The 26,994-nt window shown below is 73.7% G+C and carries 16 protein-coding genes; 14 read left to right on the plus strand and 2 right to left on the minus strand.

Features of this window, described 5'->3' with window-relative positions; all coding sequences use genetic code 11:
- Window positions 1-120: 120 nt before the first annotated feature.
- A complete protein-coding gene (locus J2S46_RS27065) occupies window positions 121-2,685 on the minus strand; it encodes a SpoIIE family protein phosphatase (RefSeq protein WP_191291987.1) in 2,565 nt (854 codons plus the stop codon).
- A 416-nt stretch (window positions 2,686-3,101) separates the two neighbouring features.
- Here J2S46_RS27065 and J2S46_RS27070 point away from each other — a divergent pair, with 416 nt between their 5' ends.
- The 9 genes from J2S46_RS27070 (at window position 3,102) to J2S46_RS27110 (ending at window position 16,465) form a co-directional block, all read left to right on the plus strand.
- Window positions 3,102-7,496 carry a HAMP domain-containing protein gene (locus J2S46_RS27070; protein ID WP_442358322.1) on the plus strand — a complete coding sequence of 1,465 codons (4,395 nt, stop codon included), beginning with the start codon at window positions 3,102-3,104 and terminating at the stop codon, window positions 7,494-7,496.
- Window positions 7,497-7,829: 333 nt separating this feature from the next.
- On the plus strand, window positions 7,830-8,471 hold the full coding sequence (locus J2S46_RS27075) for a response regulator (RefSeq protein ID WP_191291985.1): 642 nt from the start codon (window positions 7,830-7,832) through the stop codon (window positions 8,469-8,471).
- A 231-nt stretch (window positions 8,472-8,702) separates the two neighbouring features.
- A complete protein-coding gene (locus tag J2S46_RS27080; protein WP_191291984.1) occupies window positions 8,703-11,468 on the plus strand; it encodes a DNA translocase FtsK in 2,766 nt (921 codons plus the stop codon).
- Window positions 11,469-11,741: 273 nt separating this feature from the next.
- Complete coding sequence (locus J2S46_RS27085) at window positions 11,742-12,641, plus strand: helix-turn-helix domain-containing protein (RefSeq protein ID WP_229913009.1); 900 nt, start codon at window positions 11,742-11,744, stop codon at window positions 12,639-12,641.
- Window positions 12,642-12,725: 84 nt separating this feature from the next.
- A complete protein-coding gene (gene rimO, locus J2S46_RS27090) occupies window positions 12,726-14,237 on the plus strand; it encodes a 30S ribosomal protein S12 methylthiotransferase RimO (RefSeq protein WP_191291983.1) in 1,512 nt (503 codons plus the stop codon).
- Entirely contained in the window at window positions 14,234-14,872 is a 639-nt protein-coding gene (gene pgsA / locus J2S46_RS27095) for a CDP-diacylglycerol--glycerol-3-phosphate 3-phosphatidyltransferase (RefSeq protein WP_191291982.1), read from the plus strand. The genes rimO and pgsA overlap by 4 nt, the downstream gene beginning before the upstream one ends.
- The gene (locus J2S46_RS27100) at window positions 14,869-15,477 is read left to right on the plus strand and encodes a CinA family protein (RefSeq protein ID WP_191291981.1); all 609 of its coding nucleotides are present in this window, start codon (window positions 14,869-14,871) and stop codon (window positions 15,475-15,477) included. The genes pgsA and J2S46_RS27100 overlap by 4 nt, the downstream gene beginning before the upstream one ends.
- A 277-nt stretch (window positions 15,478-15,754) precedes the next feature.
- Window positions 15,755-16,126: a helix-turn-helix domain-containing protein gene (locus tag J2S46_RS27105; RefSeq protein ID WP_191291980.1), complete on the plus strand. Its 372-nt coding sequence runs from the start codon at window positions 15,755-15,757 to the stop codon at window positions 16,124-16,126.
- Between the two features lie 57 nt (window positions 16,127-16,183).
- A complete protein-coding gene (locus tag J2S46_RS27110) occupies window positions 16,184-16,465 on the plus strand; it encodes a hypothetical protein (RefSeq protein WP_191291979.1) in 282 nt (93 codons plus the stop codon).
- 189 nt (window positions 16,466-16,654) lie between these two features.
- On the opposite strand, the gene J2S46_RS27115 is transcribed toward J2S46_RS27110, so the two are convergent.
- A complete protein-coding gene (locus J2S46_RS27115; protein ID WP_191291978.1) occupies window positions 16,655-21,454 on the minus strand; it encodes an ATP-dependent helicase in 4,800 nt (1,599 codons plus the stop codon).
- A gap of 253 nt (window positions 21,455-21,707) precedes the next feature.
- On the opposite strand from J2S46_RS27115, the gene J2S46_RS27120 reads away from it, so the two are divergent.
- The 5 genes from J2S46_RS27120 to recA all read left to right on the plus strand — a co-directional run bounded on the left by J2S46_RS27120 (window position 21,708) and on the right by recA (window position 26,918).
- Entirely contained in the window at window positions 21,708-23,234 is a 1,527-nt protein-coding gene (locus J2S46_RS27120) for a S8 family peptidase (protein ID WP_191291977.1), read from the plus strand.
- Between the two features lie 68 nt (window positions 23,235-23,302).
- Window positions 23,303-23,938, plus strand: a complete 636-nt coding sequence (locus tag J2S46_RS27125; RefSeq protein WP_191291976.1) for a GNAT family N-acetyltransferase — start codon at window positions 23,303-23,305, stop codon at window positions 23,936-23,938.
- On the plus strand, window positions 23,935-24,129 hold the full coding sequence (locus J2S46_RS27130; protein ID WP_073924813.1) for a DUF3046 domain-containing protein: 195 nt from the start codon (window positions 23,935-23,937) through the stop codon (window positions 24,127-24,129). Before J2S46_RS27125 ends, J2S46_RS27130 begins: the two co-directional genes overlap by 4 nt.
- Window positions 24,130-24,448: 319 nt before the next feature.
- A complete protein-coding gene (locus tag J2S46_RS27135) occupies window positions 24,449-25,645 on the plus strand; it encodes an AI-2E family transporter (RefSeq protein WP_191291975.1) in 1,197 nt (398 codons plus the stop codon).
- Between the two features lie 154 nt (window positions 25,646-25,799).
- Complete coding sequence (gene recA, locus J2S46_RS27140) at window positions 25,800-26,918, plus strand: recombinase RecA (protein ID WP_191292002.1); 1,119 nt, start codon at window positions 25,800-25,802, stop codon at window positions 26,916-26,918.
- The last annotated feature ends 76 nt before the right edge of the window (window positions 26,919-26,994 follow it).

Raw genomic sequence — 26,994 nt, forward strand, 5'->3', positions numbered from 1 at the left:
GCACAATTTGTATGGTCCGCCGTTGTGGGCCGCCCACGATTGGCCACTTGGTGAACGGGGTTGACCGCCCGGGTGAACCGTCGCCCGGGCGTTACGAGTTGGCCACGGCCTGACGTACGGTCAGCCCACTCGCTGGGCGGGCACCCGCAGGGTCAGGATCGCCATGTCGTCCGACGGGGGCTCGGGGGCGAAGCGCTCCACGGCCCGCTGGACCCGGGCGGCCACCGCGCCGGCGGTCAGCCCGGTGCAGCCGCTGAGCACCTGGGCGAGGCCGTCGTCCCCCAACATCCGCAGGCCCTCGCGGCGTTCGGTGACGCCGTCGGTGACGCAGAGCAGGACCTCGCCCGGATGCAGCACCAGGTGCTCGGCGGTGAGCTCCAGCTCCTCCATCACGCCGAGCAGCGGCTGCGGGGTGGCGGCCTGGTCGACCTGTCCGTCGACCCGCAGCCGCAGCGGCAGCGGGTGGCCGGCGCAGACCAGCGACAGTTCGGTGCAGCCGTCCGCCCTGGGGGTCAGCTCGCCGTACAGCAGGGTCAGGAAGCGGCTGCGCGAACCCTCGTCCAGGATGGCCGCGTTGAGCCGCCGCAGGACCTGCGGCGCGTCCAGGCCCTCGCGCGCGAGCAGCCGCAGCGAGTGGCGGGCCAGGCCCGTCACCGAGGCGGCCTCGGGGCCGGTGCCGCACACGTCGCCGATCGCGAAGCCGTAGGTGCCCTCCCGGATCGGGAAGAGGTCGTAGAAGTCGCCGCCGACCTCGTTGCCCTCGCCGGCGGCCTGGTAGAACACGTCCACCTCGACGCCGGGGATCTCGGGCAACTCCGGTGGCAGCAGGCTGCGCTGGAGCGCCTGGCTGGTGGCGGTGCGCTCGGAGTAGAGACGGGAGTTGTCCAGCGCGAGGGCGGCGCGACGGGAGAGGTCCTCGGCGAGTTCGAGCATCTCCTGGCGGAACCGGACACCGGCCGGGGCGCCCAGGACGAGCAGCCCGATGACCCGGTTGCGGGCGGCCAGCGGCAGCACCACCGTCTCACCCAGCAGGCCGGTCAGTTCCGGGCTGTCGGCCAGGCCGCCGGTGCGGGCCGCCTCGGCCGGCGCCGTCCAGAAGCGGGTGCCCGGGGCCGGGTCGGCCTCCGGGGCGGCGATCTTGTCGAGCACGTAGCGCAGCGGGTCGATCCGGTCCTCGTCCTGGTGCAGGACGAAGGCGAGCGAGGCCGGGCCGCCCTGCTCGCCGGTGGTGTAGACGGCGCACCAGGAGGCCAGTGTGGGCACGGCCATCTGTGCCATCAGGGCGAGCGTCTGCTCGTGCTCGAGGGTGCCGGCCAGCAGTTCGGAGGCCTCCACTAGGAAGGAGAGCGAGCCGCGCCGCAGCCGCTCCAGCTCGGCCAGCCGGGCGCTCTCCAGGGCGAGGGCGACCCGGTCGGCGGCGAACTGCAGGCGCAGCGCGTCCTCGTTGTCGTAGCGGCCGGGCGGGGCGGCGGCCACGCCCAGCGAGCCGATCAGCCGGCCGTCCACCTTCAGCGGGACGGTGATCAGCGAACGCAGTCCGCTGCCGTTGAGCAGCGGGACGGGCGCGGGCCGGAGGGCCAGGTCCTCGTGCACGGTGGGCAGCCGGGCGGCGTCGAAGCGGCTGCGGTTGGGGTCGACCGGGAAGCGGTCGTAGCGGCGGCGGCCGGCGGTCAGCCCGGTGGCGGCGCGGACCTCGAACTCGCTCTCGTCGTCGGTGACCAGCAGCAGGTACGCGGCGTCGGCGTCCAGCAGGTCCCGGGCACGTTCCACGGTGCGCTGCAGCAGTGCGCCGAGGTCGTCCGGCGCGGCCGCCCCGGCGAGCAGGTCCAAGGGCGCGTCGGCGGGGCCGGCCGGATCGCCGCCGTGGGTGCGCGCCGGGGAGCGCAGGACGGCGCGGTCGACCTCGCGCACCAGCAGGCAGAGGGTGGACGGGACGCCCTCGGCGTCGCGGACCCGGATCTGCACGCCGTACACCTCGACGGTGAGTCCGTCGCCGCGGCGCAGGCCGAAGCTTCCCTCCCAGCGGGCCAGGCGGAGGGTCTCGTCGAGGCCGAGGCCGATGCCGGCCGACTGGGGCCAGGCGGCGAACTCGGCCCAGGGGCGGCCGAGCACGTCCTCGGAGCGGTGCCGGAAGAGCGCTTCGGCGTCGGGGTTCCAGGCCAGCACCCGGGCGCGCTCGTCGACCTGGACGACGGCGACGTGCACGGGCCCGTCGGTGCTGGGCAGTTCGTCGCCGGGGGCGGCGGGCTCGGCGTACCTGGTGCCGATCACGTGGTCGGGCAGCGCGAGGCGGAACCAGACGGTCTTGCGTCCGGCCGCGTACTCGACACCCCAGCAGGAGGAGAGCGCCGAGCACATCAGCAGCCCGCGGCCGCCCTCGTCGTCCGGGTCCGCGTACACCTCGACGCCCGCGTCGGGGACGTCGGCGAAGGCCGGCAGGCCGCGTTCGGGGTGGTGGTCGGTGACCTCGACCCGGACGGTCTCGTCCTCGCGCAGACAGCAGACCTCGGCGGCGGTGCCGGCGTGCACGACGGCGTTGGTGACGAGTTCGCTCACCAGGACGACGGCGTCGTCGACGACCTCGGGCAGCCCCCAGCTCAGCAGGGCGTCCCGGACGAAGCCGCGCGCGGCCGCGGCCGACCGGCCCACTGGTCCGAAGGTGGCGGCTGCGCGCGCGGTGACCACGTTGCCACTTCTCCTCTGCTCTGGTCCGGCTGCCCGCCGCACACGGCGGACGGTCCGGGGGCGAATCGCCTGCTGCGCCTGCCGGGTGGTGGCGGCGCCGGGACGACTCGTGGCCCGGTGCAGCGCTCCACCCTACTTTCCGGTTGGTTCCCCGTGGGGACAGGGAGCCGAAACAAGCACCGGAGGGTGATTCTGGGCACGTGTTTGGCCGGGAGTCGTACCAACCGAGCGCAACCGGCCGTACACCCGGTGCCAGTACTGCCAGACTGGGGGGTCCGCAACGACCTGATCGCGCAGTACGGTCGATGCGGTGCCGGCGGGCCGGACGGTCCCCGCAGCGGTTTTCGGCCGCACCGGTGCCTGTGCCCGCGCGGTTCCGGGCGGTACTGGACAGTTCACGATGTGGGAGGGTCCCGTTGAGTTCGGCCACCAAGGACGCGACCGGCACGACTCCGTCCGCCGCACGCGGCGGACGGTCCGGGGCGGCGCCTCGGGGCACCGCCGGACGGCGCCCGAACCACGCCCGGGGCGCCGAGCCCGCCGATCTGCGCAAGCTGCTGGCGGCGCTGACGGCGATGCGTGACGGCAACTTCAAGCGGCGGCTGACGGTGCCGGGGGACGGTCCGCTGGCCGAGATCGCCGCGGTCTTCAACGAGGTCGCCGAGCGGAACCAGCACCTGACGGGTGAACTGGCGCGGGTCCGGCGGGCGGTGGGCCGTGAGGGGCGGCTGTCCGAGCGGCTGGAGACCGGCGCGGGCGAGGGCGCCTGGATGGCCGCGGTGGACAACTGCAACGCGCTGATCGACGACCTGGCGCGCCCGATGGCCGAGGTCGGCCGGGTGCTCACCTCGATCGCCGACGGCGACCTCGAACAGAAGATGGAACTGCGCTCGGTCCACACCAACGGGGTGAGCCATCCGCTGCGCGGCGAATACCTGCGGATCGGCCGCACCGTCAACGGACTGGTCGACCAGCTCTCCGAGTTCACCGACGAGGTGACCCGGGTCGCCATCGAGGTGGGCACCGAGGGCAAGCTCGGCGGCCAGGCCCGGGTGCGCAGTGTCTCGGGCAGCTGGAAGGACCTCGCGGACTCGGTCAACACGATGGCCGGCCGGCTGACCGCGCAGGTGCGCAACATCGCCGAGGTGACCACCGCGGTGGCCAAGGGCGACCTCTCCCGGAAGGTCACCGTCGAGGTCGACGGCGAGATGCTGCAGCTGAAGAACACCGTCAACACGATGGTGGACCAGCTCAACTCCTTCGCCGCGCAGGTGACCAGGGTCGCCCGGGACGTGGGCACCGAGGGGCGGCTGGGCGGTCAGGCGCAGGTGCCGGGAGTGGCCGGGGTCTGGCGCGACCTGACCGACTCGGTCAACTTCATGGCGAACAACCTGACCGGGCAGGTCCGGAACATCGCGCAGGTGACCACGGCGGTGGCCCGCGGCGACCTGTCGCAGAAGATCGAGGTGGACGCCCGGGGCGAGATCCTGGAGCTGAAGAACACCATCAACACGATGGTGGACCAGCTCTCCGGCTTCGCCGAGCAGGTGACCCGGGTGGCCCGGCAGGTCGGTACCGAGGGGCGGCTCGGCGGCCAGGCGCAGGTGCCGGGCGCGGCGGGCGTCTGGCGCGACCTCACCGACAACGTCAACTTCATGGCGAACAACCTGACCGACCAGGTGCGCAACATCGCCGAGGTGACCACGGCGGTCGCCCGCGGCGACGTGTCGAAGAAGATCACCGTGGACGCCCGCGGGGAGATCCTGGAGCTGGTCACCACCGTCAACACGATGGTGGACCAGCTGTCGGCGTTCGCGGACGAGGTGACCCGGGTGGCCCGCGAGGTGGGCACGGAGGGGATCCTGGGCGGCCAGGCGCGGGTGCGCGGGGTGTCGGGCATCTGGAAGGACCTGACCGACAACGTCAACTTCATGGCGTCCAACCTGACCAGCCAGGTCCGCAACATCGCGGAGGTCGCCACCGCGGTGGCCCGCGGCGACCTCTCCAAGAAGATCACCATCGAGGCGCAGGGCGAGGTCGCGGCCCTCGCGGGCACCCTGAACACGATGGTGGACCAGCTGTCGGCGTTCGCCGTCGAGGTGACCCGGGTGGCCCGCGAGGTGGGCACCGACGGCATCCTGGGCGGCCAGGCCGGGGTGCCGGGCGTCGCGGGCATCTGGAAGGACCTGACCGACAACGTCAACCTGATGGCGAACAACCTGACCGGGCAGGTCCGCAACATCGCCCTGGTCATCACTGCGGTGGCCCGCGGCGACCTGTCGCAGAAGATCGACGTGGACGCCCGGGGCGAGATCCTGGAGCTCAAGACCAGCATCAACACCATGGTCGACCAGCTCGGCTCGTTCGCGGCCGAGGTGACCCGGGTGGCCCGCGAGGTGGGCACCGACGGCATCCTGGGCGGCCAGGCCCGGGTGCCGGGCGTGGACGGCACCTGGCAGGACCTCACCGAGTCGGTGAACGAGCTCGCCAACAACCTGACCCGGCAGGTGCGCGCGATCGCCCAGGTCGCCACCGCCGTGACCAGGGGCGACCTGTCGCTGCGGATCGACGTGGACGCCTCGGGCGAGCTCGACGAGCTCAAGGACAACATCAACCAGATGATCGCCAACCTGCGGGAGACCACCCGGACCAACCAGGAGCAGGACTGGCTGAAGACCAACCTGGCGAGGGTCACCGGTCTGCTGCAGGGCCGCCGGGACCTGGAGGCCGTGGCCTCGCTGATCATGACCGAGCTGACGCCGGTGGTCTCCGCGCAGCACGGCGCCTTCTTCCTCGCCCAGCCGGCCGGCCGGACCGCCGAAATGATCACCGAGGACGACGACGAGAACGACACCGTGCTGCGCCTGATCGGCAGCTACGGCTACCAGCGGCGGGCGATGCCGACCACCTTCCGGCCCGGGGAGTCGCTGGTCGGCCAGGCGGCGGTGGAGAAGCGCTCGATCATCCTGAAGGAGGCGCCGCCCGGATACCTCAAGATCGCCTCGGGGCTGGGCGAGGCCTCGCCGGCGCACGTGGTGGTGCTGCCGGTGCTGTTCGAGGGCCGGCTGCTCGGCGTCATCGAACTGGCCACCTTCAGCTCCTTCACCACCGTGGCGCTGGACTTCCTCAACCAGATCGCCGACCTGATCGGCGTCACGGTCAACACCATCAGCGTCAACACCAAGACGGAGGGCCTGCTGCTGGAGTCGCAGCGGCTGACCGCCGAGCTCTCGATGCGCTCCGCCGAGCTGGAGGCCCGTCAGGAGGAGCTGGAGCGCACCAACGAGGAGCTGCAGGAGAAGGCCGAGCAGCTCGCCCAGCAGAACCGCGACATCGAGATCAAGAACAGCGAGATCGAGGAGGCCCGGCAGGTCCTGGAGGAGCGCGCCGAGCAGCTCGCCCTCGCCTCCCGGTACAAGAGCGAGTTCCTGGCGAACATGTCGCACGAGCTGCGCACCCCGCTGAACTCGCTGCTGATCCTGGCCAAGCTGCTGTCCGACAACAACGAGGGCAACCTCTCGCCGAAGCAGGTCGAGTTCGCCGACACCATCCACGGTGCCGGCTCCGACCTGCTCCAGCTGATCAACGACATCCTCGACCTCTCCAAGGTCGAGGCGGGCAAGATGGACGTCCGTCCGGCGAAGATCGCGCTGGTCCAGCTGGTCGACTACGTCGAGGCGGCGTTCCGGCCGCTCACCGTGGACAAGAGCCTGGACTTCGCCGTCCGGGTCTCGCCGGAGCTCCCGGTGACCCTGCACACCGACGAGCAGCGGCTCCAGCAGGTGTTGCGCAACCTGCTCTCCAACGCGGTGAAGTTCACCGACTCCGGCGCCGTCGACCTGTACATCCGCCCGGCCGGCGCCGATGTGCCGCAGCACGTGCGCGAGCAGCTGCTGGAGGCCGGCGCGATCGGCGACCCGGACGAGGAGCTGGTGGCGTTCTCGGTCTCGGACACCGGGATCGGCATCCCCGGCAACAAGCTGAGGGAGATCTTCGAGGCGTTCAAGCAGGCCGACGGCGGCACCAGCCGCAAGTACGGCGGCACCGGCCTCGGGCTCTCCATCAGCCGGGAGATCGCCCGGCTGCTCGGCGGCGAGATCCACGCCGAGAGCGAGCTGGGCCGCGGCTCCACCTTCACCCTCTACCTGCCGCTGCGCAGCGAGGCCCCCGACCCGTCCGTCCACGAGCGCCCGACCGCCCCGGCGGTCCGTGCCTCGGTCGGCGTGACGCCGGTGGGCACACCGGTGCCGGTGGGGGAGAACCCGGCCGAGCACTGGGCCCAGGAGGTGCGGGAGCTGGCGGAGGAGCGTCGCCGGGGCGCCGTCGAGCGCCGCCGGGCGGCCGCCGCCGAGGAGGGCCTCCCGCGGCAGCAGACCGAGCCGGCCGCCCGCCCGGGCGCCGTGGCGCGGCCGGACGGGCGTTTCGACGGCCGGTTCGACGGTGAGCAGGTGCTGATCGTGGACGACGACATCCGCAACGTCTTCGCCCTCACCAGCGTCCTTGAGCAGCACGGCCTGACGGTGCTGTACGCCGAGAACGGCCGGGAGGGCATCGAGGTGCTGGAGCAGCACGAGGACGTGGCGCTGGTGCTGATGGACATCATGATGCCGGAGATGGACGGCTACGCGACCACCGAGGCGATCCGCCGGATGCCCCAGTTCTCGGGCCTGCCGATCATCGCGCTGACCGCGAAGGCGATGAAGGGCGACCGGGAGAAGAGCATCGAGGCCGGTGCCACCGACCACATCACCAAGCCGGTCGAGACGGACCACCTGCTGACCGTGATGCACCACTGGCTGGAGCAGAAGTGAGTGCCGACGCGGGGGCGCCCGGGCCGTGCGGGGCGCCGGCGGGGGAGCCCGGGCGCCGCCCCGCGCCGGTGGCCGTGCCCTTTCGCTGGCGGGGACGGCCGGGAACCCGGTAGGGTCACCGATCGTTGCGAACAGTGACGGAACCGCGACTCAGCGCAGAGGTGCGCCGGAGTGCTGTCCGCCCGGTCGGCGACGCGGTCTCCGGACGGGTCGGCGGGTCGCATTCCACCGGGGCGATGTGGCGGGCGAGGGGGTCGGGCTAGCATGACCGGGGTAATGGTGGGCAGTACCAAGGTGCCGTCCCCTGGGCGGCAGGCGGCAGGAGGGCGGGTCGTGGTGCAGAAGGCGAAGATCCTCCTGGTAGACGACCGACCGGAGAACCTGTTGGCCCTGGAGGCCATCCTCTCCGCGCTCGACCAGACGCTGGTGCGCGCCGCGTCCGGCGAGGAGGCGCTCAAGGCGCTGCTGACCGACGACTTCGCGGTGATCCTGCTCGATGTCCAGATGCCGGGGATGGACGGCTTCGAGACGGCCTCCCACATCAAGCGCCGCGAGCGCACCCGGGACATCCCGATCATCTTCCTCACCGCGATCAACCACGGGCCGCACCACACCTTCCGCGGCTACGCGGCCGGCGCGGTGGACTACATCTCCAAGCCCTTCGACCCGTGGGTGCTGCGCGCGAAGGTGTCGGTCTTCGTCGACCTCTACATGAAGAACTGCCAGCTGAAGGAGCAGGCGGCGCTGTTGCGGCTGCAGCTGGAGGCGGGCGACGCGGCCCGGCCGGCGCTGGGCGGTGCGCTGCTGAGCGAGCTGTCGGCCCGGCTGGCCTCGGTGGAGGAGCAGGCGGAGGCGCTGACCAAGCAGCTGGACGGCGCGGACGACAGCGGCGCCGCCGCCACGGCCGCCCATCTGGAGCGCAAGCTGGCGGGTCTGCGCCGGGCGCTGGAGGCGCTGCGCCCCGGCTCGGACTGAATTCGTCCACCCGGGACCGGCCCACGGCGGCCGGTCCCTCCCGTCGTACGGGCCCGTCCGGTCCGGCTGCCCCGGCACCGGGCGGGCGGGCGCGGGGCCCGGCCGATCCGGCGGGCCGGTTCCGCCGGGCGGGTGAAGCGTGGTCAGCGTGACGGTGTGTCTGCGACACGCGCGCGCCCCGGTGCCCGGGCGCGTGTCCGCAGCCGCGCGCCGCCGGTAGGCTGCTGGCCCATGGCCACTCGTACGCCCGGCAGCGACACTAGCGGCGTGCGCCGCGGGGACATCAGCGGCTCGCGCGGCGGGGCCGCGCGCGGCTCCGGTGCGGGATCGGCCAAGAAGGCGGCGGCGAAGTCGCCGGCCAAGGCACCGGCCGGGAAGGCGGCGGCGAAGAAGGCCGTGCCGGCCAGGAAGGCGGCTGCCAAGCCCGCCGCGGCGCCCGCGCCGGCACCCCCCAGGCCGATACTCTTCCGCGCCGTACGGGCCGTCTGGCTCGGTCTGGCACACAGTGTCGGCGCGCTGTTCCGGGGCTTCGGCGACGGAGCCAAGGGCCTGCACCCGGACCACCGCAAGGACGGCGTGGGGCTGCTGCTGCTGGCGCTCGCCCTGGTCACCGCGGCCGGGACGTGGTTCAGCCCGCAGGGCTGGCTCGGCGAGGTCGCGACCAACGTGGTCTCCGGGCTGTTCGGCCGGCTCGACGTGCTGGTCCCGTTCCTGCTGGCGGCCGTCGGGGTGCGGCTGATGCGGCACCCGGAGGTGCCGGAGGCGAACGGACGGATCGTCATCGGGCTGAGCGCGCTGGTGGTCGGCGTGCTGGGGCTGGTGCACATCGGCTGCGGAGCGCCCGCGATGGGCGGCGGTGCGACCAGGATCCGGCAGGCCGGCGGTCTGGCCGGCTGGGCGGCCTCGACCCCGATGATGGCGGCCGCGGGGCCCCCGCTCGCCGTGCCGCTGCTGTTGCTGCTGGCCTTCTTCGGCCTGCTGGTGGTGACCGCGACCCCGGTGAACCGGATCCCCGAGCGGCTGCGGATGCTCGGCGTGCGCCTGGGCGTGGTCGAACCGACCGCCGAGGAGGCGGCCGCCGCGGGTGGTGCGCCGGCGCGCGAGTACTCCACCGCTCCGCCGGAGGACGCCGACCCGAACGCGCTGCCCTACACGGTGGACACCGACGGTGACGGTCCGGCGGACGGCGTCGCCCGCCGCCGGCGCCGGCGCCGCAAGCAGGCGGACGAGCCGGAACTCGACCCGGCCGTCCCGGACATGTTCGCCAAGCATCCCCAGGCCGGCCCGGGGGAGGACGGGGACGACCCGTACGCGACCCGGAACATCGCGGCCGGGGTGGCCGCCGACCTGGACGGCGCCCTGCTGTACGGGGTGCCCGCCTCGCCGGCCGTGGCGGACATGATGCACCAGGTCCAGGACCGCACCGCCGTGCCGGAGGAGCCGGCCGTCCCGGCGGCCCGGACGGCCGGGCAGGCGGCCCCGGAGGAGCACGGCCCGGCCCCCGTCCGGATGGAGCAGCTGCAGCTCTCCGGCGACATCACCTACGCGCTGCCCTCGCTGGACCTGCTGGAGCGCGGCGGCCCGGGCAAGACCCGCAGCAAGCTCAACGACGACGTGGTGGCCCAGCTGACCGCGGTGTTCGGCGAGTTCAAGGTGGACGCCAGGGTCACCGGCTTCACCCGCGGCCCGACGGTCACCCGCTACGAGGTCGAGCTGGGCCCGGCGGTCAAGGTGGAGCGGATCACCGCGCTCGCGAAGAACATCGCCTACGCGGTGGCCAGCGCGGACGTGCGGATCATCAGCCCGATCCCCGGCAAGTCCGCGGTCGGCATCGAGATCCCGAACCTCGACCGCGAGATGGTCAACCTCGGGGACCTGCTGCGCTCGCGCGCGGCCGCCGACGACCCGCACCCGATGCTGGTCGGGATGGGCAAGGACGTCGAGGGCCACACCGTGATGGCCAACCTCGCGAAGATGCCGCACATCCTGGTGGCCGGCGCCACCGGCGCGGGCAAGTCCTCCTGCATCAACTGCCTGATCACCTCGGTGCTGGCGCGGGCCACCCCGGACGAGGTCCGGATGGTGCTGGTGGACCCCAAGCGGGTCGAGCTGACGGCGTACGAGGGCATCCCGCACCTGATCACACCGATCATCACCAACCCGAAGAAGGCCGCCGAGGCGCTGCAGTGGGTGGTCCGCGAGATGGACCTGCGCTACGACGACCTCGCCGCGTTCGGGTTCCGCCACGTGGACGACTTCAACGCGGCGGTCCGGGCGGGGAGGATCACCCCGCCGCTGGGCAGCGAGCGGGAGCTGACGCCGTACCCGTACCTGCTGGTGATCGTCGACGAGCTGGCCGACCTGATGATGGTCGCGCCGCGCGACGTCGAGGACTCCGTCGTCCGGATCACCCAGCTCGCCCGGGCGGCCGGCATCCACCTGGTGCTGGCGACCCAGCGGCCCTCGGTGGACGTGGTCACCGGACTGATCAAGGCCAACGTGCCCTCCCGGCTGGCCTTCGCCACCTCCGCGATGATGGACTCCCGGGTCATCCTCGACCAGCCGGGCGCCGAGAAGCTGATCGGCAAGGGCGACGCGCTCTTCCTGCCGATGGGCTCCAGCAAACCCGTCCGGATGCAGGGCGCGTTCGTCACCGAGGCCGAGATCGCCGCCGTGGTCCAGCACTGCAAGGACCAGCTGACGGCGGTCTACCGGGACGACGTCACGGTCGGCGGCGGGCCGCGCAAGGAGATCGACGAGGAGATCGGCGACGACCTCGATCTGCTCATCCAGGCGACCGAGCTGGTGGTCTCCACCCAGTTCGGTTCGACCTCGATGCTCCAGCGCAAACTGAGGGTCGGTTTCGCAAAGGCGGGCCGGTTGATGGACCTGATGGAGTCTCGTGGGATCGTTGGCCCCAGCGAGGGCTCCAAGGCCCGGGACGTGCTGGTCAAACCCGACGAGTTGGACGGTGTGATCATCAGTATCCGGGGGTAGCCGTGCCCCGCGAGAGCAGTGACCTCCGGACGTGTCCACTCGTTCGGAGGACAGAGGGCGTGGTGGGAACCGACCGGGTTGCCGTCGCGTCACAGGGCCGGGGGAGCACGACGGACCCGCCGGGTTGACCTGCCGTCATCCGACGGCGGCCGGCCCGCGGACCCCGGCCGGGATGGGCGCGCACGTTCGGGCCTATTCCGCTTGAGAATCGTTCCGACCCCGCCCCTAGACTGTTTCTCCAGCAGGTGGCCATCCGCTCGAAAGGCGCACCCCGTGACCATCGGCAAGTCCCCGGACCGTGACAACCGCCGATCCACCGCCGGCAAGACCGGAGCCGTGCCAGGCCGGGACGGCTCCGACGGGACCCCTGCGGCACCGGAGCCGGCCGCCGAAGGCCCGAGCATCGGACGGGTGCTGTCCGGCGCCCGGATCGAGGCGGGTCTCACGGTCGACCAGGTGAGTACGAGCACCCGCGTCCGGGTTCCCATAGTCCACGCCATCGAGGAGGACGACTTCGGCCGCTGCGGCGGCGATTTCTACGCCCGTGGCCACATCCGCTCGATCGCCAAGGCGGTCGGCATCGACGGTGACGAACTGGTCGCCCGGTACGACGCCGCGCACGGCGGCGCACCGGCGACCAAGCGTCCCAGCCAGTTGCTCGACACCGGACCGATCAAGGTCACCGACCGGCGCCGTCCGAACTGGACGGCGGCCATGGTCGCCGCGATCTGCGCGGTCGTCGCGCTGATCGGCTTCAACCTGGTGAACGGCAAGACCGGTGTCTCCGGCACCGGCTCGGCCAGCGCACCCCTTCCCAGCGGCTCGGGCACCGGGTCCGTCGCCGCCGCCTCCCCCAGCGTCCAGCCGCCCGCCCCGGCGCCCAGCGTCGCGGCGATCGCGGCCGCCCCGGCCGACAAGGTGACCGTGAAGCTGGTCGCCGAGAAGGACGCCAGCTGGGTGTCCGCGGTCGACGGCAACGGCAAGTCCCTCTACCAGAACAACATCGACGCCGGTCAGGACCAGACCTTCACCGACGCCAAGCAGATCAAGTTGGTGATCGGCAACGCCGGTGCCGTGCACGTGTACGTCAACGGCAAGGACCTCGGTCCTGCGGGCAAGGACGGCCAGGTGGTGCACGTCACGTACACCCCCGGAGACCCGCAGGCAGGCTGAACCGGCGGGGCGAAGATCTGCTAATCCGAGGCGCGCGGCCTCCGGGGCGAACGGCACCGGGGGCCGCGCGTTAATCTTGGCCCTATGCCTGAACGCCGTACTGTCGCCCTTGTCACGCTCGGATGCGCCCGCAACGAGGTGGACTCCGAGGAACTCGCCGGGCGACTGGAGGCCGATGGCTGGCAGCTGGTCGACGACGCCGCCGACGCCGACGTCGCCGTCGTCAACACCTGCGGGTTCGTCGAAGCCGCCAAGAAGGACTCCGTCGACGCCCTGCTGGAGGCCAACGACCTCAAGGGTCACGGCCGCACGCAGGCCGTCGTCGCCGTCGGCTGCATGGCCGAGCGCTACGGCAAGGAACTCGCCGACGCGCTGCCCGAGGCCGACGCGGTGCTCGGTTTCGACGACTACGCCAACATCACCGAGCGCCTCCAGACGATCCTCTCCGGCGGCCACCACGCCGCGCACCTCCCGCGGGACCGCCGCAAGCTGCTCCCGCTGACCCCGGTCGAGCGGCAGGCCGCCGCCGCCGAGGTCGCCCTGCCGGGCCACGGCGCCCCCGAGAACGTCCCCTCCGACCTCCCCGACGGCCTCGCCCCCGCCTCCGGGCCGCGCACCCTGCGCAAGCGGCTGGACGACAACCCGGTGGCCTCCATCAAGCTCGCCTCGGGCTGCGACCGCCGCTGTTCCTTCTGCGCGATCCCCGCCTTCCGCGGTTCGTTCATCTCACGCCGCCCCTCGGACGTGCTCAACGAGGCCGTCTGGCTGGCCGGGCAGGGCGTCCGCGAGGTCGTCCTGGTCAGTGAGAACAACACCTCGTACGGCAAGGACCTCGGCGACATCCGCCTGCTGGAGACGCTGCTCAGCGAGATCGCGGCGGTGCCCGGCATCGAGCGGGTGCGGGTCAGCTACCTGCAGCCCGCCGAGATGCGGCCCGGCCTGGTCGACGTGATGACCGGCACCGCCGGCGTCCTGCCGTACTTCGACCTGTCGTTCCAGCACTCGGCGCCCGCCGTACTGCGCCGGATGCGGCGCTTCGGCAACACCGACCAGTTCCTGGAACTGCTCGGCACCATTCGCGGCAAGGCCCCGCAGGCGGGTGCCCGCTCGAACTTCATCGTCGGCTTCCCCGGGGAGACCGAGGAGGACTTCGCCGAGCTGGAGCGCTTCGTCACCCACGCCGGCCTGGACGCGATCGGCGTCTTCGGCTACTCGGACGAGGACGGCACCGAGGCCGCGACCTTCGACGGCAAGCTGCCGGAGGACGTGGTGGCCGAGCGCCTCGCCAAGCTCTCCCGGCTGGCCGAGGAGCTGACCGCCCAGCGGGCCGAGCAGCGGATCGGCACCGAGGTCGAGGTCATGGTGGAGTCGGTCGAGGGCGACCTGGTCGAGGGCCGCGCCGAGCACCAGGCGCCGGAGACCGACGGCCTCACCACCCTCACCGGGGTGGAGAATCCGGTCGTCGGGCAGTTCTACCGGGCCCGGGTCGTCGCCAGTGAGGGCGTCGACCTGGTGGCCGAGGCGCTGGAGCAGGTGCGGGTCACCGCCGCCGCCCCGGCGCCGGCCGTGGCGGCGTCCGCCGGAGCCGGGGCATGACCAAGGGGCCCGGCGCCCCGGCTGCGGCCGCCCCCGGCAGGTCGGGGGCGGCGCTGCCCCCGCCGCCGGGCATCTGGAACATCGCGAACATGCTGACCATGCTCCGGCTCCTGCTGGTGCCGGTGTTCGTGCTGCTGCTCTTCGCGGACGGCGGCCACGACCCGAAGTGGCGCTCGGTGGCCTGGGCCTCCTTCGCCATCGCGATGATCACCGATCTCTTCGACGGCGAGATCGCCCGGCGCAAGGGGCTGGTGACCGACTTCGGCAAGATCGCCGACCCGATCGCCGACAAGGCGATCATGGGCTCCGCGCTGATCGGCCTGTCCGTCCTCGGCGACCTGCCCTGGTGGGTCACGATCGTGATCCTGGCCCGCGAGCTGGGCATCACCCTGATGCGCTTCTGGGTGATCCGCTACGGCGTGATCCCGGCCAGCCGCGGCGGCAAGCTGAAGACCCTCACCCAGGGCATCGCGGTCGGCATGTACGTCCTGGTGCTCGACGGCTGGCTCGCCACCGCCCGCGCCGTACTGATGGGCCTCGCCGTGCTGCTCACCCTCGGCACCGCGGTGGACTACATCAGCCAGGCGGTCCGGATGCGCCGCCAGGGCCTGGCGGCGGAGCGCGAAGGCCGATGAGCGGGGCCAGGGGAGCCGCCGGGGGCACCGGAGCGGCCGGAGCCGCCGGAGCCGGCCCGGAGGCCGCTGCGGGCGCGCAGCCCGGCCTCCCGGCGCGGGCGCACGCGGCGCTGCGGGCGGTCGGCGGCACCGTGGCCGTCGCGGAGTCGCTCACCGGCGGGCTGCTCGCCGCCACGCTGGTCGACGTCCCCGGCGCCTCGGCGACCTTCCGCGGCTCGGTCACCGCGTACGCCACCGAGCTGAAGGCCTCGGTGCTCGGCGTCGACGAGGGCCTGCTGGACGTCCACGGCCCGGTCCACCCGGTGGTGGCCCGCCAGATGGCCGAGGGGGTGCGGCGGCTGCTCGGCGCCACCTACGGGCTCGCGACCACCGGGGTGGCCGGCCCGGATCCGCAGGACGGGCGACCTGTGGGGACGGTGTATCTCGCTTTTGCAAGTCCTGCGGGAAGTCTGGTCACTTCGCCACGGTTGTCCGGGGAGCGTGCCACAATCCGTCGCAAGGCGGTGACGGCCGCGCTCGAACTGCTCCTGCGGCAGCTGCCGGCCGACCCCGGACCCGGCCGCGACCGGCGCCCTGGCCAGGACCTCGGCCCGGGCGGGAACTGACGGACCGGCGGATTCGGTCGTCGTACCTGGAGGATCGTGTTACATCGAAGGGCCTGGTTGGGCAGAAACCAGGTGGGAGAAGAGTGCGCGGCTGTCGCCGCGCCCCCGGAGCGGGCACAGTGAGGGGCCCGACGGGCCGGGTGGGACAACGGATACAGGGGAGGGGGCAGCCTTGCAGCCCAGAGTGAACACGACCACGGTCCCCGCACGCGACGCGGGCGAGGCGGTACGGTGGGGACGTGACATCTCGATCCGCAGTCCGAGGAGGGAGGCACCGATGATCCTGCTCCGTCGCCTACTGGGCGATGTACTGCGTCGGCAGCGCCAGCGCCAGGGCCGCACACTTCGCGAGGTGTCGGCGGCAGCCAGGGTTTCGCTCGGTTACCTCTCCGAGGTCGAGCGAGGTCAGAAGGAGGCCTCCTCGGAGCTGCTCTCCGCCATCTGCGACGCGCTCGACGTCCGGATGTCCGAGGTCATGCGCGAGGTCAGCGACGAACTGTCGCTCGCCGAACTTGCGGCCATGGCCACCCTCTCCGAAGGTGAAATGCTGAGGCCGGTTCTCGAACCCGTGCCGCTGCCGGCCCCCGGCGTCGACCGGATGAGTTCCATCTCGCCCAAGGCCGCGGCCGTGGACGTGGTCGCGGCCTGACCCGACCGGATCCCGCCCGCCCCGGGCCCGACCCGGGGACGAGCGAAGGAGACGGCGGTGCGCAGAGTCGTGGCGGCGGGTGCCGATGCCCGAATAGGTCTGCACCGGATGGTTCCGCGCCCGGTCCGATGGGTCCTGGCGGCCCTGCTGGGCGCGCTCTGCTGCTGGCTCCTGCTCACCAGGGGGCCGGGTGCGGACGGCGTGGTCCTGGGGGCGCTGGCCGCCGGCGGCTGGGGCCTCGGACTGCTGCCGATCCACGCCGACCCCCGGTTGACCGGGCCACCGCGTCGATCGGGTGAATCCCCCGCCCAGGAGGATCCGGCGGCCCCGGCGGACTGATCCGGCGAGAACCCACGGATGTGTGTACGACGGCCGTGGGGAGGCCACCCGTAGCCTCCGGGCCCGGGTGGCCTCCCCACGGCCGTCGCGCGTTCCAGGCCCTCCCCGGGCCCGTTGCGGGACCTTCCCGGGAATGTTCCCCGGCGGGGACCCGACCGGCCGGGCCCCGCCGGGGCGGCCCGGCGGCCTTCAGGGCCGCAGCCGAAGGCCCCGCGGGGTCGGGTGGAAGCCCGCGGCCTCCAGCGCCGCGCCGAGTTCCGACGTCAGCGCCGGCTCCCCGTTGGCCCGCTCCACCGTCACACTGCCCAGCGCACCGGCGCGGACGGCGCCGGCCAGCGCCTCGGCGGCGAGCGCGCGGGTGGCGGCGTCCTCGGGCCAGGCGAGCAGGGACTTGCCGCCCCGCTCCACGTACAGCGCCAGTTCGCCGTCGACCAGCACGACCAGCGCGCCCGCCTTCCGGCCGGGGCGGTGTGCGGTGGCCGCCTTGGCGGGTGCGGAACCCTTGCCGGGCCCCGCGCCCGGCGGGTCCGCCCCGGCGGGCGGGCTGTTCGGGGGCTCGGGCCAGGGCAGAGCCGCGCCGTAGGCGTTGGCCGGATCGGCGGCGGCCAGCACCAGCAGCTGCGGCGGCTCGGCGCCCGCGCCGCCCGCCCAGTCGCCGCGGGTCCGCTCCAGACGGGTGTTGACGGCGCGCAGCCGGTCGGCCGCGCCCTCCATGGCGAACTGCGCCCCGCCGAGCCCCTCCACGAAGTACCCGCGCCGGGCCCGACCGCGCTCCTCCATCGCCGACAGCACCCGGTAGACGCCCGCGAACCCGCCCGGCACCCGCTCTGCGGCCACCGTCCCCCGGGTGAGCAGGCCGTGCCGGTCCAGCAGGTTCTGCGCCTGCGCGGTGGAGCGCACGGTCTGGTCCGCGGCGAGGGCCGGCAGCAGGGACCACCGGCCGGCGACGGTCGGCGGCCCCGACCGCACCCCGCCCGGCGCGAGCCGCCCCAGGCCCCGCCCCGCCCCGCCGTACCGCCCGCGAGGGGTGCCCCGGGGCGCCCGGTGCGCGGTGGCGCCCGCCGTCCGGCCCGAGCCCAGCAGGGCGCGCAGCGGGGCCAGGGTGTCGTTGGTGACGTACCCGGCCCAGAGGAGGTCCCAGAGCGCCTCGACGATCTCGGTGTCGCCCGCGGGCTGCTCGGCGCCGGGCTGGTCGCCGGCCGCCCGCACCCGCTCGGCCAGCTGCCGGAAGAACAGCCCGTACCCGCCGGCCAGCGCGTCCAGCAGGGCGCGGTGCACCGGGGTCAGGGCGGGCGGCAGCGGCTCGGGGCGCAGCAGGTGGGCGTTCTCGGCGAGGTGCAGGCTGATCCAGCCGTCCTTGCCGGGCAGGGCGCCCGCGCCGGACCAGCCGACCTCGCCCGCCGCCGTGAGCTCGTCCAGCATGGCCGGGTGGTAGTCCGTCAGCCGTGCGGGCAGCACGAGCTTCTCCAGTGCGGAGGCGGGCAGGGCCGTCCCCTGCAGCTGCTCCACCACCCGGACCAGGCCGTCGAGGCCGCGCAACCGGTGGCCGGCCAGGTGCTGCCACTGCGGGAGGAAGGCGGCCAGCGCCCGCGGGGGCACCGCCTCCACCTCCTGGCGCAGGGCGGCCAGCGAGCGGCGGCGCAGGCGGCGGAGCACCTCCGCGTCGCACCACTCGACGGTGGCGGTGTGGCCCTCGACCGGGCGGAACTCGCCCTGGACCAGCCGGCCGCCGGCGGTCAGCCGCTGCAGGGTGCCGCTGACGACGGCGGTGCCGAGGCCGAAGCGGGTGGCGGCCTCGGCGGCGGTGAACGGCCCGTGGGTGCGGGCGTAGCGGGCCAGCAGGTCGCCCAGCGGATCCTTGACCGGCTCGGTGAAGGCCTCCGGGACGCCGACCGGCAGGGGCGTGCCGAGGGCGTCGCGCAGCCGTCCGGCGTCCTCCACGGCGGCCCAGCGCTGCTCGCCGGCGATCCGGACCTGGATGACCCGGCGGGCGGCTTCGAGCTCCAGCGCCCACAAGGGTTCGGCGCCCCGGGCGGTCAGCTCGGCCTCGCCGAGCGGGCCGAGCAGGCGCAGGGCGTCGGCGACCCCCTCGGCGTCCTTGATCCGCCGCTCGGGGGTGAGCCGCTGGAGCTCCGCCTCCAGGTCGGCGAGCACCGCGGGGTCGAGCAGCTCGCGCAGCTCGGCCTGGCCGAGCAGTTCGGACAGCAGCCGGGAGTCCAGGGAGAGGGCGGCGGCACGGCGCTCGGCGAGCGGGGAGTCCCCCTCGTAGAGGAACTGGGCGACGTACCCGAAGAGCAGGGAACGGGCGAAGGGGGACGGTTCGGGGGTGGTGACCTCGACCAGGCGGACGGCCCGGGACTCCAGGTCGCCCATCAGCTCGACCAGTCCGGGCACGTCGAAGACGTCCTGCAGGCACTCGCGGACGGCCTCCAGCACGATCGGGAACGAGCCGTACTCGGAGGCCACCTCCAGCAGCTGGGACGCGCGCTGGCGCTGCTGCCAGAGCGGGGTGCGCCGGCCGGGGCTGCGCCGGGGCAGCAGCAGGGCGCGGCCCGCGCACTCGCGGAACCGGGAGGCGAACAGGGCGGAGCCGCCGACCTGGTCGGTGACCAGCTGTTCGATCTCGCCGGGGTCGAACAGGGCGGCGTCGGCGCCGACCGGGGCCTCGTCAGGGGTGCCGGTGCCGCCGGTGGCGCTGGGGAAGTCGAAGTCGGGGGCGAGCAGGTCGGCGTCCGGCAGCCGCAGCACGATGCCGTCGTCGGCGTGCATGACCTGTGGGTCCAGGCCGTGCTTCTCGCGCAGCCGGGCGCCCAGCGCCAGCGCCCACGGGGCGTGCACCTGGGCGCCGAAGGGGGAGTGGATGACGATCCGCCAGTCGCCCAGCTCGTCGCGGAACCGCTCGACCACGATGGTGCGGTCGTCGGGCAGGTGGCCGCAGGCCGCGCGCTGCTCGGCGAGGTAGTCCAGCAGGTTGCCGCAGGCCCAGTCGTCCAGGCCGGCGGCCCGGAGCCGCTCGGTGGCCCGCTCCGGGTCGAGCGTGCCGAGCTCGCGGACGAAGGCGCCGAGCGCCCGGCCCAGCTCCAGCGGGCGGCCGAGGGTGTCGCCCTTCCAGAACGGCAGCCGGCCCGGGACGCCGGGGGCGGGGGTGACCAGGACCTGGTCGTGGGTGATCTCCTCGATCCGCCAGGACGTGGTGCCGAGGGTGAAGACGTCGCCGACCCGGGACTCGTAGACCATCTCCTCGTCCAGCTCCCCGACCCGGCCGCCGCCCCGCCGCCCGCCCTTCGGGTCGGAGGCCTTGCTGCCGGCGATGAAGACGCCGAACAGGCCGCGGTCGGGAATCGTCCCGCCGGAGGTGACGGCGAGCCGCTGGGCGCCCGGGCGGCCGGTGACGGTGCCCGCGACCCGGTCCCACACCAGGCGGGGGCGCAGTTCGGCGAAGGCGTCGGAGGGGTAGCGGCCGGCCAGCATGTCGAGCACCGCGTCGAAGGCGGACTGCGGGAGGGTGGCGAACGGCGCGGCCCGGCGGACCAGGGCCAGCAGGTCGTCCACCGCCCAGGTGTCCAGGGCGGTGATCGCCACCAGTTGCTGGGCGAGCACGTCCAGCGGGTTGCGGGGGATCCGCAGCGCCTCGATCCGCCCGGCCCGCATCCGCTCGGTGACCACGGCGGACTGCACCAGGTCGCCGCGGTACTTGGGGAAGAAGACGCCGGTGGAGACCGCGCCGACCTGGTGGCCGGCCCGGCCGACCCGCTGCAGTCCGGAGGCCACCGAGGGCGGGGACTCGACCTGGACGACCAGCTCCACCGCACCCATGTCGATGCCCAGCTCCAGGCTGGAGGTGGCGACCACGGCGGGCAGCCGGCCGGCCTTCAGCTCCTCCTCCACCAGGGCCCGCTGCTCCTTGGAGACCGAGCCGTGGTGGGCCCGGGCGAGGACGGGCGGCGCGCCCTTGGCCGCGCCGGAGCCGCCCATCAGCTCGGCCGGGGCGTGGGCCTCGGCGAGCGCCCCGGCGCCGGCCCGTTCGAGGGCGATCTCGTTGAGCCGGTTGCAGAGCCGCTCGGCCAGGCGGCGCGAGTTGGCGAAGACGATCGTCGAGCGGTGGGCCTGGACGAGGTCGACGATCCGCTCCTCGACGTGCGGCCAGATCGAGGCCTTGCGGCCCGGGTCGTCCGCGTCGGCGGAGCCCGCGCCCGGGCCGGCCGGTGCGGCGGGCAGGTCGTCCAGGTCGGGGACGGGCACCACGACCTTGAGGTCGAAGCGCTTGCCGGCCGGGGGCTGGACGATCGCGGCGCCGCGCTGCGGGCTCAGGTAGCGGGCGACCTCCTCGACCGGCCGGACGGTGGCGGAGAGGCCGATCCGGCGCGCGGGCCGCTCCAGCAGTTCGTCCAGCCGCTCCAGGCTGAGGGCGAGGTGGGCGCCGCGCTTCGTCCCGGCGACGGCGTGCACCTCGTCGAGGATCACGGTGTCGATGCCGCGCAGGGCGTCCCGCGCGGCGGACGTGAGCAGCAGGAAGAGCGACTCGGGGGTGGTGATCAGGATGTCCGGCGGGTGGGTCGCGAAGCGGCGCCGGTCGGCGGCGGGGGTGTCGCCGGAGCGGATGCCGACCTGGACGTCGGGCTCGGGCAGGCCGAGCCGCACGGAGGCCTGGCGCAGGCCGGCCAGCGGGGCGCGCAGGTTGCGCTCGACGTCGACCGCGAGGGCCTTCAGCGGGGAGATGTAGAGCACCCGGCAGCGCCGCTTGGGGTCGGCCGGGGCCGGGGTGCTGCTGAGGTGGTCGAGGGCGGAGAGGAAGGCCGCCAGGGTCTTGCCGGAGCCGGTGGGGGCGACCACCAGCACGTCCGTCCGCTCCCGGATGGCGCGCCAGGCCTCGCTCTGGGCGTCGGTGGGTGCGCTGAAGGCACCGGTGAACCAGGCCCGGGTCGCGGGCGCGAAGCCCGCCAGCGGGTCGTCCGGGCCGGCGGGCCGGTCGGGGGTGCGAGGCGCCATGCCCCCATGGTGCCCGGTGCCACCGACAACGGGGGCGCGGCGGGCTGAGGGGGCGGGCCGAGGGGTGTCGGGGGCGCGGCGGCGGGTTGAGGCCGGCGGGGTGCGCAGCGACGGCCTGCGAGGGGTCCGGCAGGTGGCGGCGTGCCGGGGTGCCGTCTGCCGTAACCGAAAGGGACAAAAGTGATAATCAGCTTCTATCGTGAGGAATTAGACCCGTGACACCCGGCGGGACCGACGAGCGGAGGCCGGCGCGATGGAGCAGGTCCACCTGGCCGGCGGCGGCACCCCCGGGTCGCGCAAGGGCGCGCTCCGGGTGCTGCTCGTCATGCTGCTCACCGCCCTGGTGCTCGGCGGCGCCGTCCCCTACGTGGCCGGCCCCGGCCGCTCCTACCTCAGCTACCTGGTGCTCGCCCAGCAGGTGGACGGCTCGGGCTCGGCGCTCGCCGCCGAGGAGGCCCGGGCGGCCGGCGGCGAGGTCGTCCAGGACTACCCGCAGATCGGCGCCGTCCTCGCCTACGCCACCGGCGGCTTCGCCGAGACCGTCCGGGCCCGCCCCGGCATCGCCGCCGTCGGCGCCACCCGGACCGCCCCCGTGCCCGGCCCGCCCCGCCCGCTCAGCGGCGCCGGCGGTTTCGGCAGCGCCGCCTCGGACTCCCTGGACGGGCCCGACACCCGTGACGACGAGAGCACCGCGACACTGCCCGACCCGGGGGAGCAGGACAGCTGGAACGTCGCGATGCTCGGCGTGGGCGTCCGCCCCGGCGTGGAGACCTCCGCCGCGCTGCTGCGCACCCCGGCCGCCGAGCGGGGGGTGCCCGGCCCGGAGGCGCTGCACAAGGTGATGGTGGCGGTCCTCGACTCCGGGGTCGACGACACCCACCCCGACCTGCGCGGCGCCGTCGACCCCAAGAGTTCGGCCTCCTGCGCGGACGGCCGCCCCGACGCCCGGGCCGGCGCCTGGCGGCCCGACGACGGGGTCACCGAGAGCGGCCACGGCACCCACGTGGCCGGGATCGTCGGCGCGGTGCGCGACGGCCACGGCGTCATGGGGGTGGCGCCCGGCGTGCGGATCGGCGCCGTCCGGCTGCTCGGACCGCTCGGGCAGTACTACCCCGAGAACATCGTCTGCGGCATGATCTGGGCCGCCGACCACGGTGCGAAGGCGATCAACAACAGCTACTTCGCCGACCCGTGGAAGTACAACTGCCCGCAGGACCCGGACCAGGCCGCCGTGGTCGCCGCGGTGTCCCGGGCGGTCGAGTACGCGCGCGGCAAGGGCGCCGTGGTGGTCGCCTCGGCCGGCAACGACAGCCAGGACCTCGGCGCCCCCCGCCGGGACGACCGCAGCCCCAACGACCGGGTCTCCGGAGCGCCGCAGAGCCGCGAACTGGGCACCGAGTGCATCCGGCTGCCGGGCGAGCTGCCCGGCGTGGTCACCGTCACCTCGGTCAACCGCGACGGCCAGCCCTCCGCCTACACCAACTTCGGGCGCGGGAAGGTCTCGCTGGCCGCCCCCGGCGGGGACCCGGACTCCGGCGTCCAGGGCGCGGTCGTCTCCGACTGGCCCGGCGGCCAGTACACCGCGCTGGCCGGCACCTCGATGGCGGCCGCGCACGTGACCGGGGCGGTGGCCGTCGCGGCGGTGCTGCACCCCGACTGGAACTCCGAACAGCTCGCCGCGCTGCTGGCGAACACCGCGGCGGCCGCCTGCCCGCCGGTCAGCCGGGGCTGCGGGGACCGCGAGTACTACGGCGCCGGGATCGTCACCCTCCCGCGATGAGCCTCCGGCCGGGCACCGGCCGCGTCGCCACCGTCGGCACCGGCGGCACCGGCGGTCTCGAAATACGGATGACAACGGCCCCGGTCCGGGGCCAGCATCGGGGCGTGACGCAATCCCTCATCACCGACCGCCTGGTGCTGCGCGTCCTCACCCCGGACGACGCCGGCCACCTGACGGCCCTGGACGCGGACCCGCGGGTGATGCGCCACCTCACCGGCGGGCGCGCCACCCCCGGGGAGGTGGTCGAGCGCGAGGTGCTGCCCCGGATGCTCGGCTGCCGGGACCGGCACGCCTCGCTCGGGTACTTCGCCGCCGAGGAGCGGGCCGGCGGGGCCTTCGTGGGCTGGTTCGAGTTCCGGCCGGTGGACGAGCGGAACCCGCTGGACGAGGTCGAGCTCGGCTACCGGCTGCGGCACGCGGCCTGGGGCCGCGGCTACGCCACCGAGGGAGCGCTGGCCCTGCTGCGCCGCGGCTTCACCGAACTGGGCGTGCGACGGGTGACGGCTACCACGATGGCGGTCAACACGGGCTCGCGCCGGGTGATGGAGAAGGCCGGGCTGCGCCACGTCCGGACCTTCCACGAGAGCTGGCCGGACCCGATCGAGGGGGCCGAGCACGGCGACGTCGAGTACGCCCTGGAGGCGGCGGACTGGATCCGGGCGCAGACGGCCTCCGGCGGCCCGTCCGGGATACTGGGCGCATGAGGCTGACCGAGTTCTGGCGACGGATGTACGAGCACTTCGGCGAGGTGTACGCGGAGTCCTTCGCGTCCGACCACGTGATGAGCGAGCTCGGCGGACGTACGGTGCGCCAGGCGCTGGACGCGGGCTGGGAGGCCAAGGACGTCTGGCGGGTGGTCTGCGACACCCAGGGCGTGTCGACGCTGCTGCGCTGAGCCCGGGGCCGGAGCCCCGGCCGGCCCGGCCGCCGGTTGCCGCGGCGGCGCACCCGGGGCGGGGGCGCGCGGGGGCGGCCGGCGGATGGGTGAGACTGTGCGGGTGGTAAGCAGCCCAGAAACCCCGAATCCGGACACACCACCCACGACCGCGCCGACGGACGTCGAACCACCGGCGGACCCCCGCGCCGAGGCCCCCCGCGCCGGGAACCGCAGTGCCGAGGCCACCCGCGCCGAGGCTCCGGGGGCCGGAGGCTCCCGTCCCGGGGGCTCCCGGTCCGAGGGCTCCCGGGCCTCGGGCGACGGGCGGACCGGCTCGATGCCGCGCTGGCTCCCCAGGGCGATGGTGCTCGCCCTGGTGCTGGTCGGGCTGTTCCAACTGGCCGACTGGGCCTTCCATCAGCTGATCGACCTCTTCGTGATGCTGCTGGTCTCCTTCTTCCTCTCGCTGGCGCTGGAGCCCGCCGTCGACCGGATGGCCGCCCGCGGGATACGGCGCGGCCTGGGCACCTTCCTGGTGTTCGTCGCGGTGGTGGTGGCCATCGTCGGCTTCCTCGCCGCGCTGGGGACCCTGCTGGTCGACCAGGTGGCGAAGATCGCCGGCGACCTTCCGCACCTGCTCGACAACCTGATCGCCTGGGTCAACCGGACCTTCCACCAGAACCTCTCGCTGGACCAGCTGCAGGAGAAGCTCCTCAAGGACTCGGGCAGCATCGAGACCTACGCGCAGCAGGCCGCCGACAATGCCTGGGGGGTGTCCAGCACCCTGATCGGCGGGCTCTTCAAGGCCTTCACCGTGGGGCTGTTCACGTTCTACTTCACCGCCGACGGGCCCCGGGTCCGGCGCACGGTCTGCTCGCTGCTGCCGCCCGCGATGCAGGGCGAGGTACTGCGGGCCTGGGAGATCGCGCTGGCCAAGACCGGTGGCTACCTCTACTCGCGGGCGCTGCTCGCGGTCGTCTCGGCCGCGGCGCACTGGATCATGTTCGTGGTGCTCGACCTGCCGTACGCGGCCGCGCTGGCGGTCTGGGTCGGCGTGATGTCGCAGTTCGTGCCGACCATCGGCACCTATCTCGCGGGGGCCCTGCCGGTGCTGGTCGCACTGACCGTGCGACCGGTGGACGCGCTCTGGGTGCTGGCCTTCGTGGTGGTGTACCAGCAGATCGAGAACTACCTGCTGCACCCCAGGATCACCGCGCGGACGGTGGACGTGCACCCGGCGGTGGCCTTCGGCTCGGTGATCGCCGGTGCCGCGCTGCTCGGGGCGGTGGGTGCGCTGATCGCCATTCCGGCCGCGGCCACCCTGCAGGGATTCGTCGGGACGTACGTGCGCCGGTACGAGGTGGCCACCGACCCCCGCATCGACCGGGGCGAGGAGCGGCGCGCGGCCCGCCGCGAGCGCCGTCGGGAGACGGCGCGCCGGTTGCGGCGGATGGTGGGCGGCGGTCAGGACCGGGACGACTCCCGGGGTGGAGGGCCGGGCGGAGGGCCGGGTGGGGAGGGCCGGAAGGGCTAGCGCCTTGCCTTCCGGCTTGAATCGAACATATGTTCTTTGTACTCTCCGGCGATGAGTTCTCCACAGGCGGAGCCAGGTCGGGGCCGTTTGTCAGTGGGACGCGCTAGCGTCGAGGACGATGAAGCGCACAGCACAGAACCCGAGGGTGGAAGCCATGGCAGGTACGGACCGCGAGAAGGCCCTTGAGAACGCACTCGCGCAGATTGAGCGGCAGTTCGGCAAGGGCTCGGTGATGCGCCTCGGCGACCAGTCCCGCGCCCCGATCGACGTGATCCCGACCGGCTCCACGGCGCTGGACGTGGCGCTCGGCGTCGGTGGTCTCCCGCGTGGCCGGGTGATCGAGATCTACGGCCCCGAGTCCTCCGGCAAGACCACGCTGACCCTGCACGCCGCGGCCAGCGCCCAGAAGCTCGGCGGCACGGTCGCCTTCGTGGACGCCGAGCACGCCCTCGACCCGGAGTACGCCAGGAAGCTCGGCGTGGACACCGACTCCCTGCTGGTCAGCCAGCCGGACACCGGTGAGCAGGCGCTGGAGATCACCGACATGCTGATCCGCTCCGGCGCGGTCGACCTGATCATCATCGACTCCGTCGCGGCGCTCGTCCCGCGGGCGGAGATCGAGGGCGAGATGGGCGACTCGCACGTCGGCCTGCAGGCCCGGCTGATGAGCCAGGCACTGCGGAAGATCGCCGGTGCGCTCAACCAGTCGAACACCACCGCGATCTTCATCAACCAGCTGCGCGAGAAGATCGGCGTCATGTTCGGCTCGCCCGAGACCACCACCGGTGGCCGCGCGCTGAAGTTCTACGCCTCGGTGCGGCTGGACATCCGCCGGATCGAGACCCTGAAGGACGGCACCGAGGCGGTCGGCAACCGCACCCGCGTCAAGGTCGTCAAGAACAAGGTCGCCGCGCCGTTCAAGCAGGCCGAGTTCGACATCCTCTACGGCCACGGCATCAGCTGGGAGGGCGGCCTGATCGACATGGGTGTCGAGCACGGCTTCATCCGCAAGGCCGGCGCCTGGTACACCTACGAGGGCGACCAGCTCGGCCAGGGCAAGGAGAACGCCCGTAACTTCCTGCGGGACAACCCGCAGCTGGCCGAGGAGATCGAGAAGAAGATCAAGGAGAAGCTGGGCATCGGCCCCAAGTCGGAGACCCCGGCCGAGGGTGCCCCGGCCGCCGAGGCCGCCGACGGCGCTGCCAAGCCGATCACCGCGACCGCCGCCAAGACGGCCGCGGCGAAGAAGACGGCGGCGGCCGCCAAGGCCTGATCGCCCGATGCACGACACCGACCCGATGCACGACACCGAGGAGTTCCGGCCCCGTCCCGGGTCCGGCGGCAGTCCG

This window comes from Kitasatospora herbaricolor (genome assembly GCF_030813695.1).
Lineage (GTDB): Bacteria > Actinomycetota > Actinomycetes > Streptomycetales > Streptomycetaceae > Kitasatospora > Kitasatospora herbaricolor.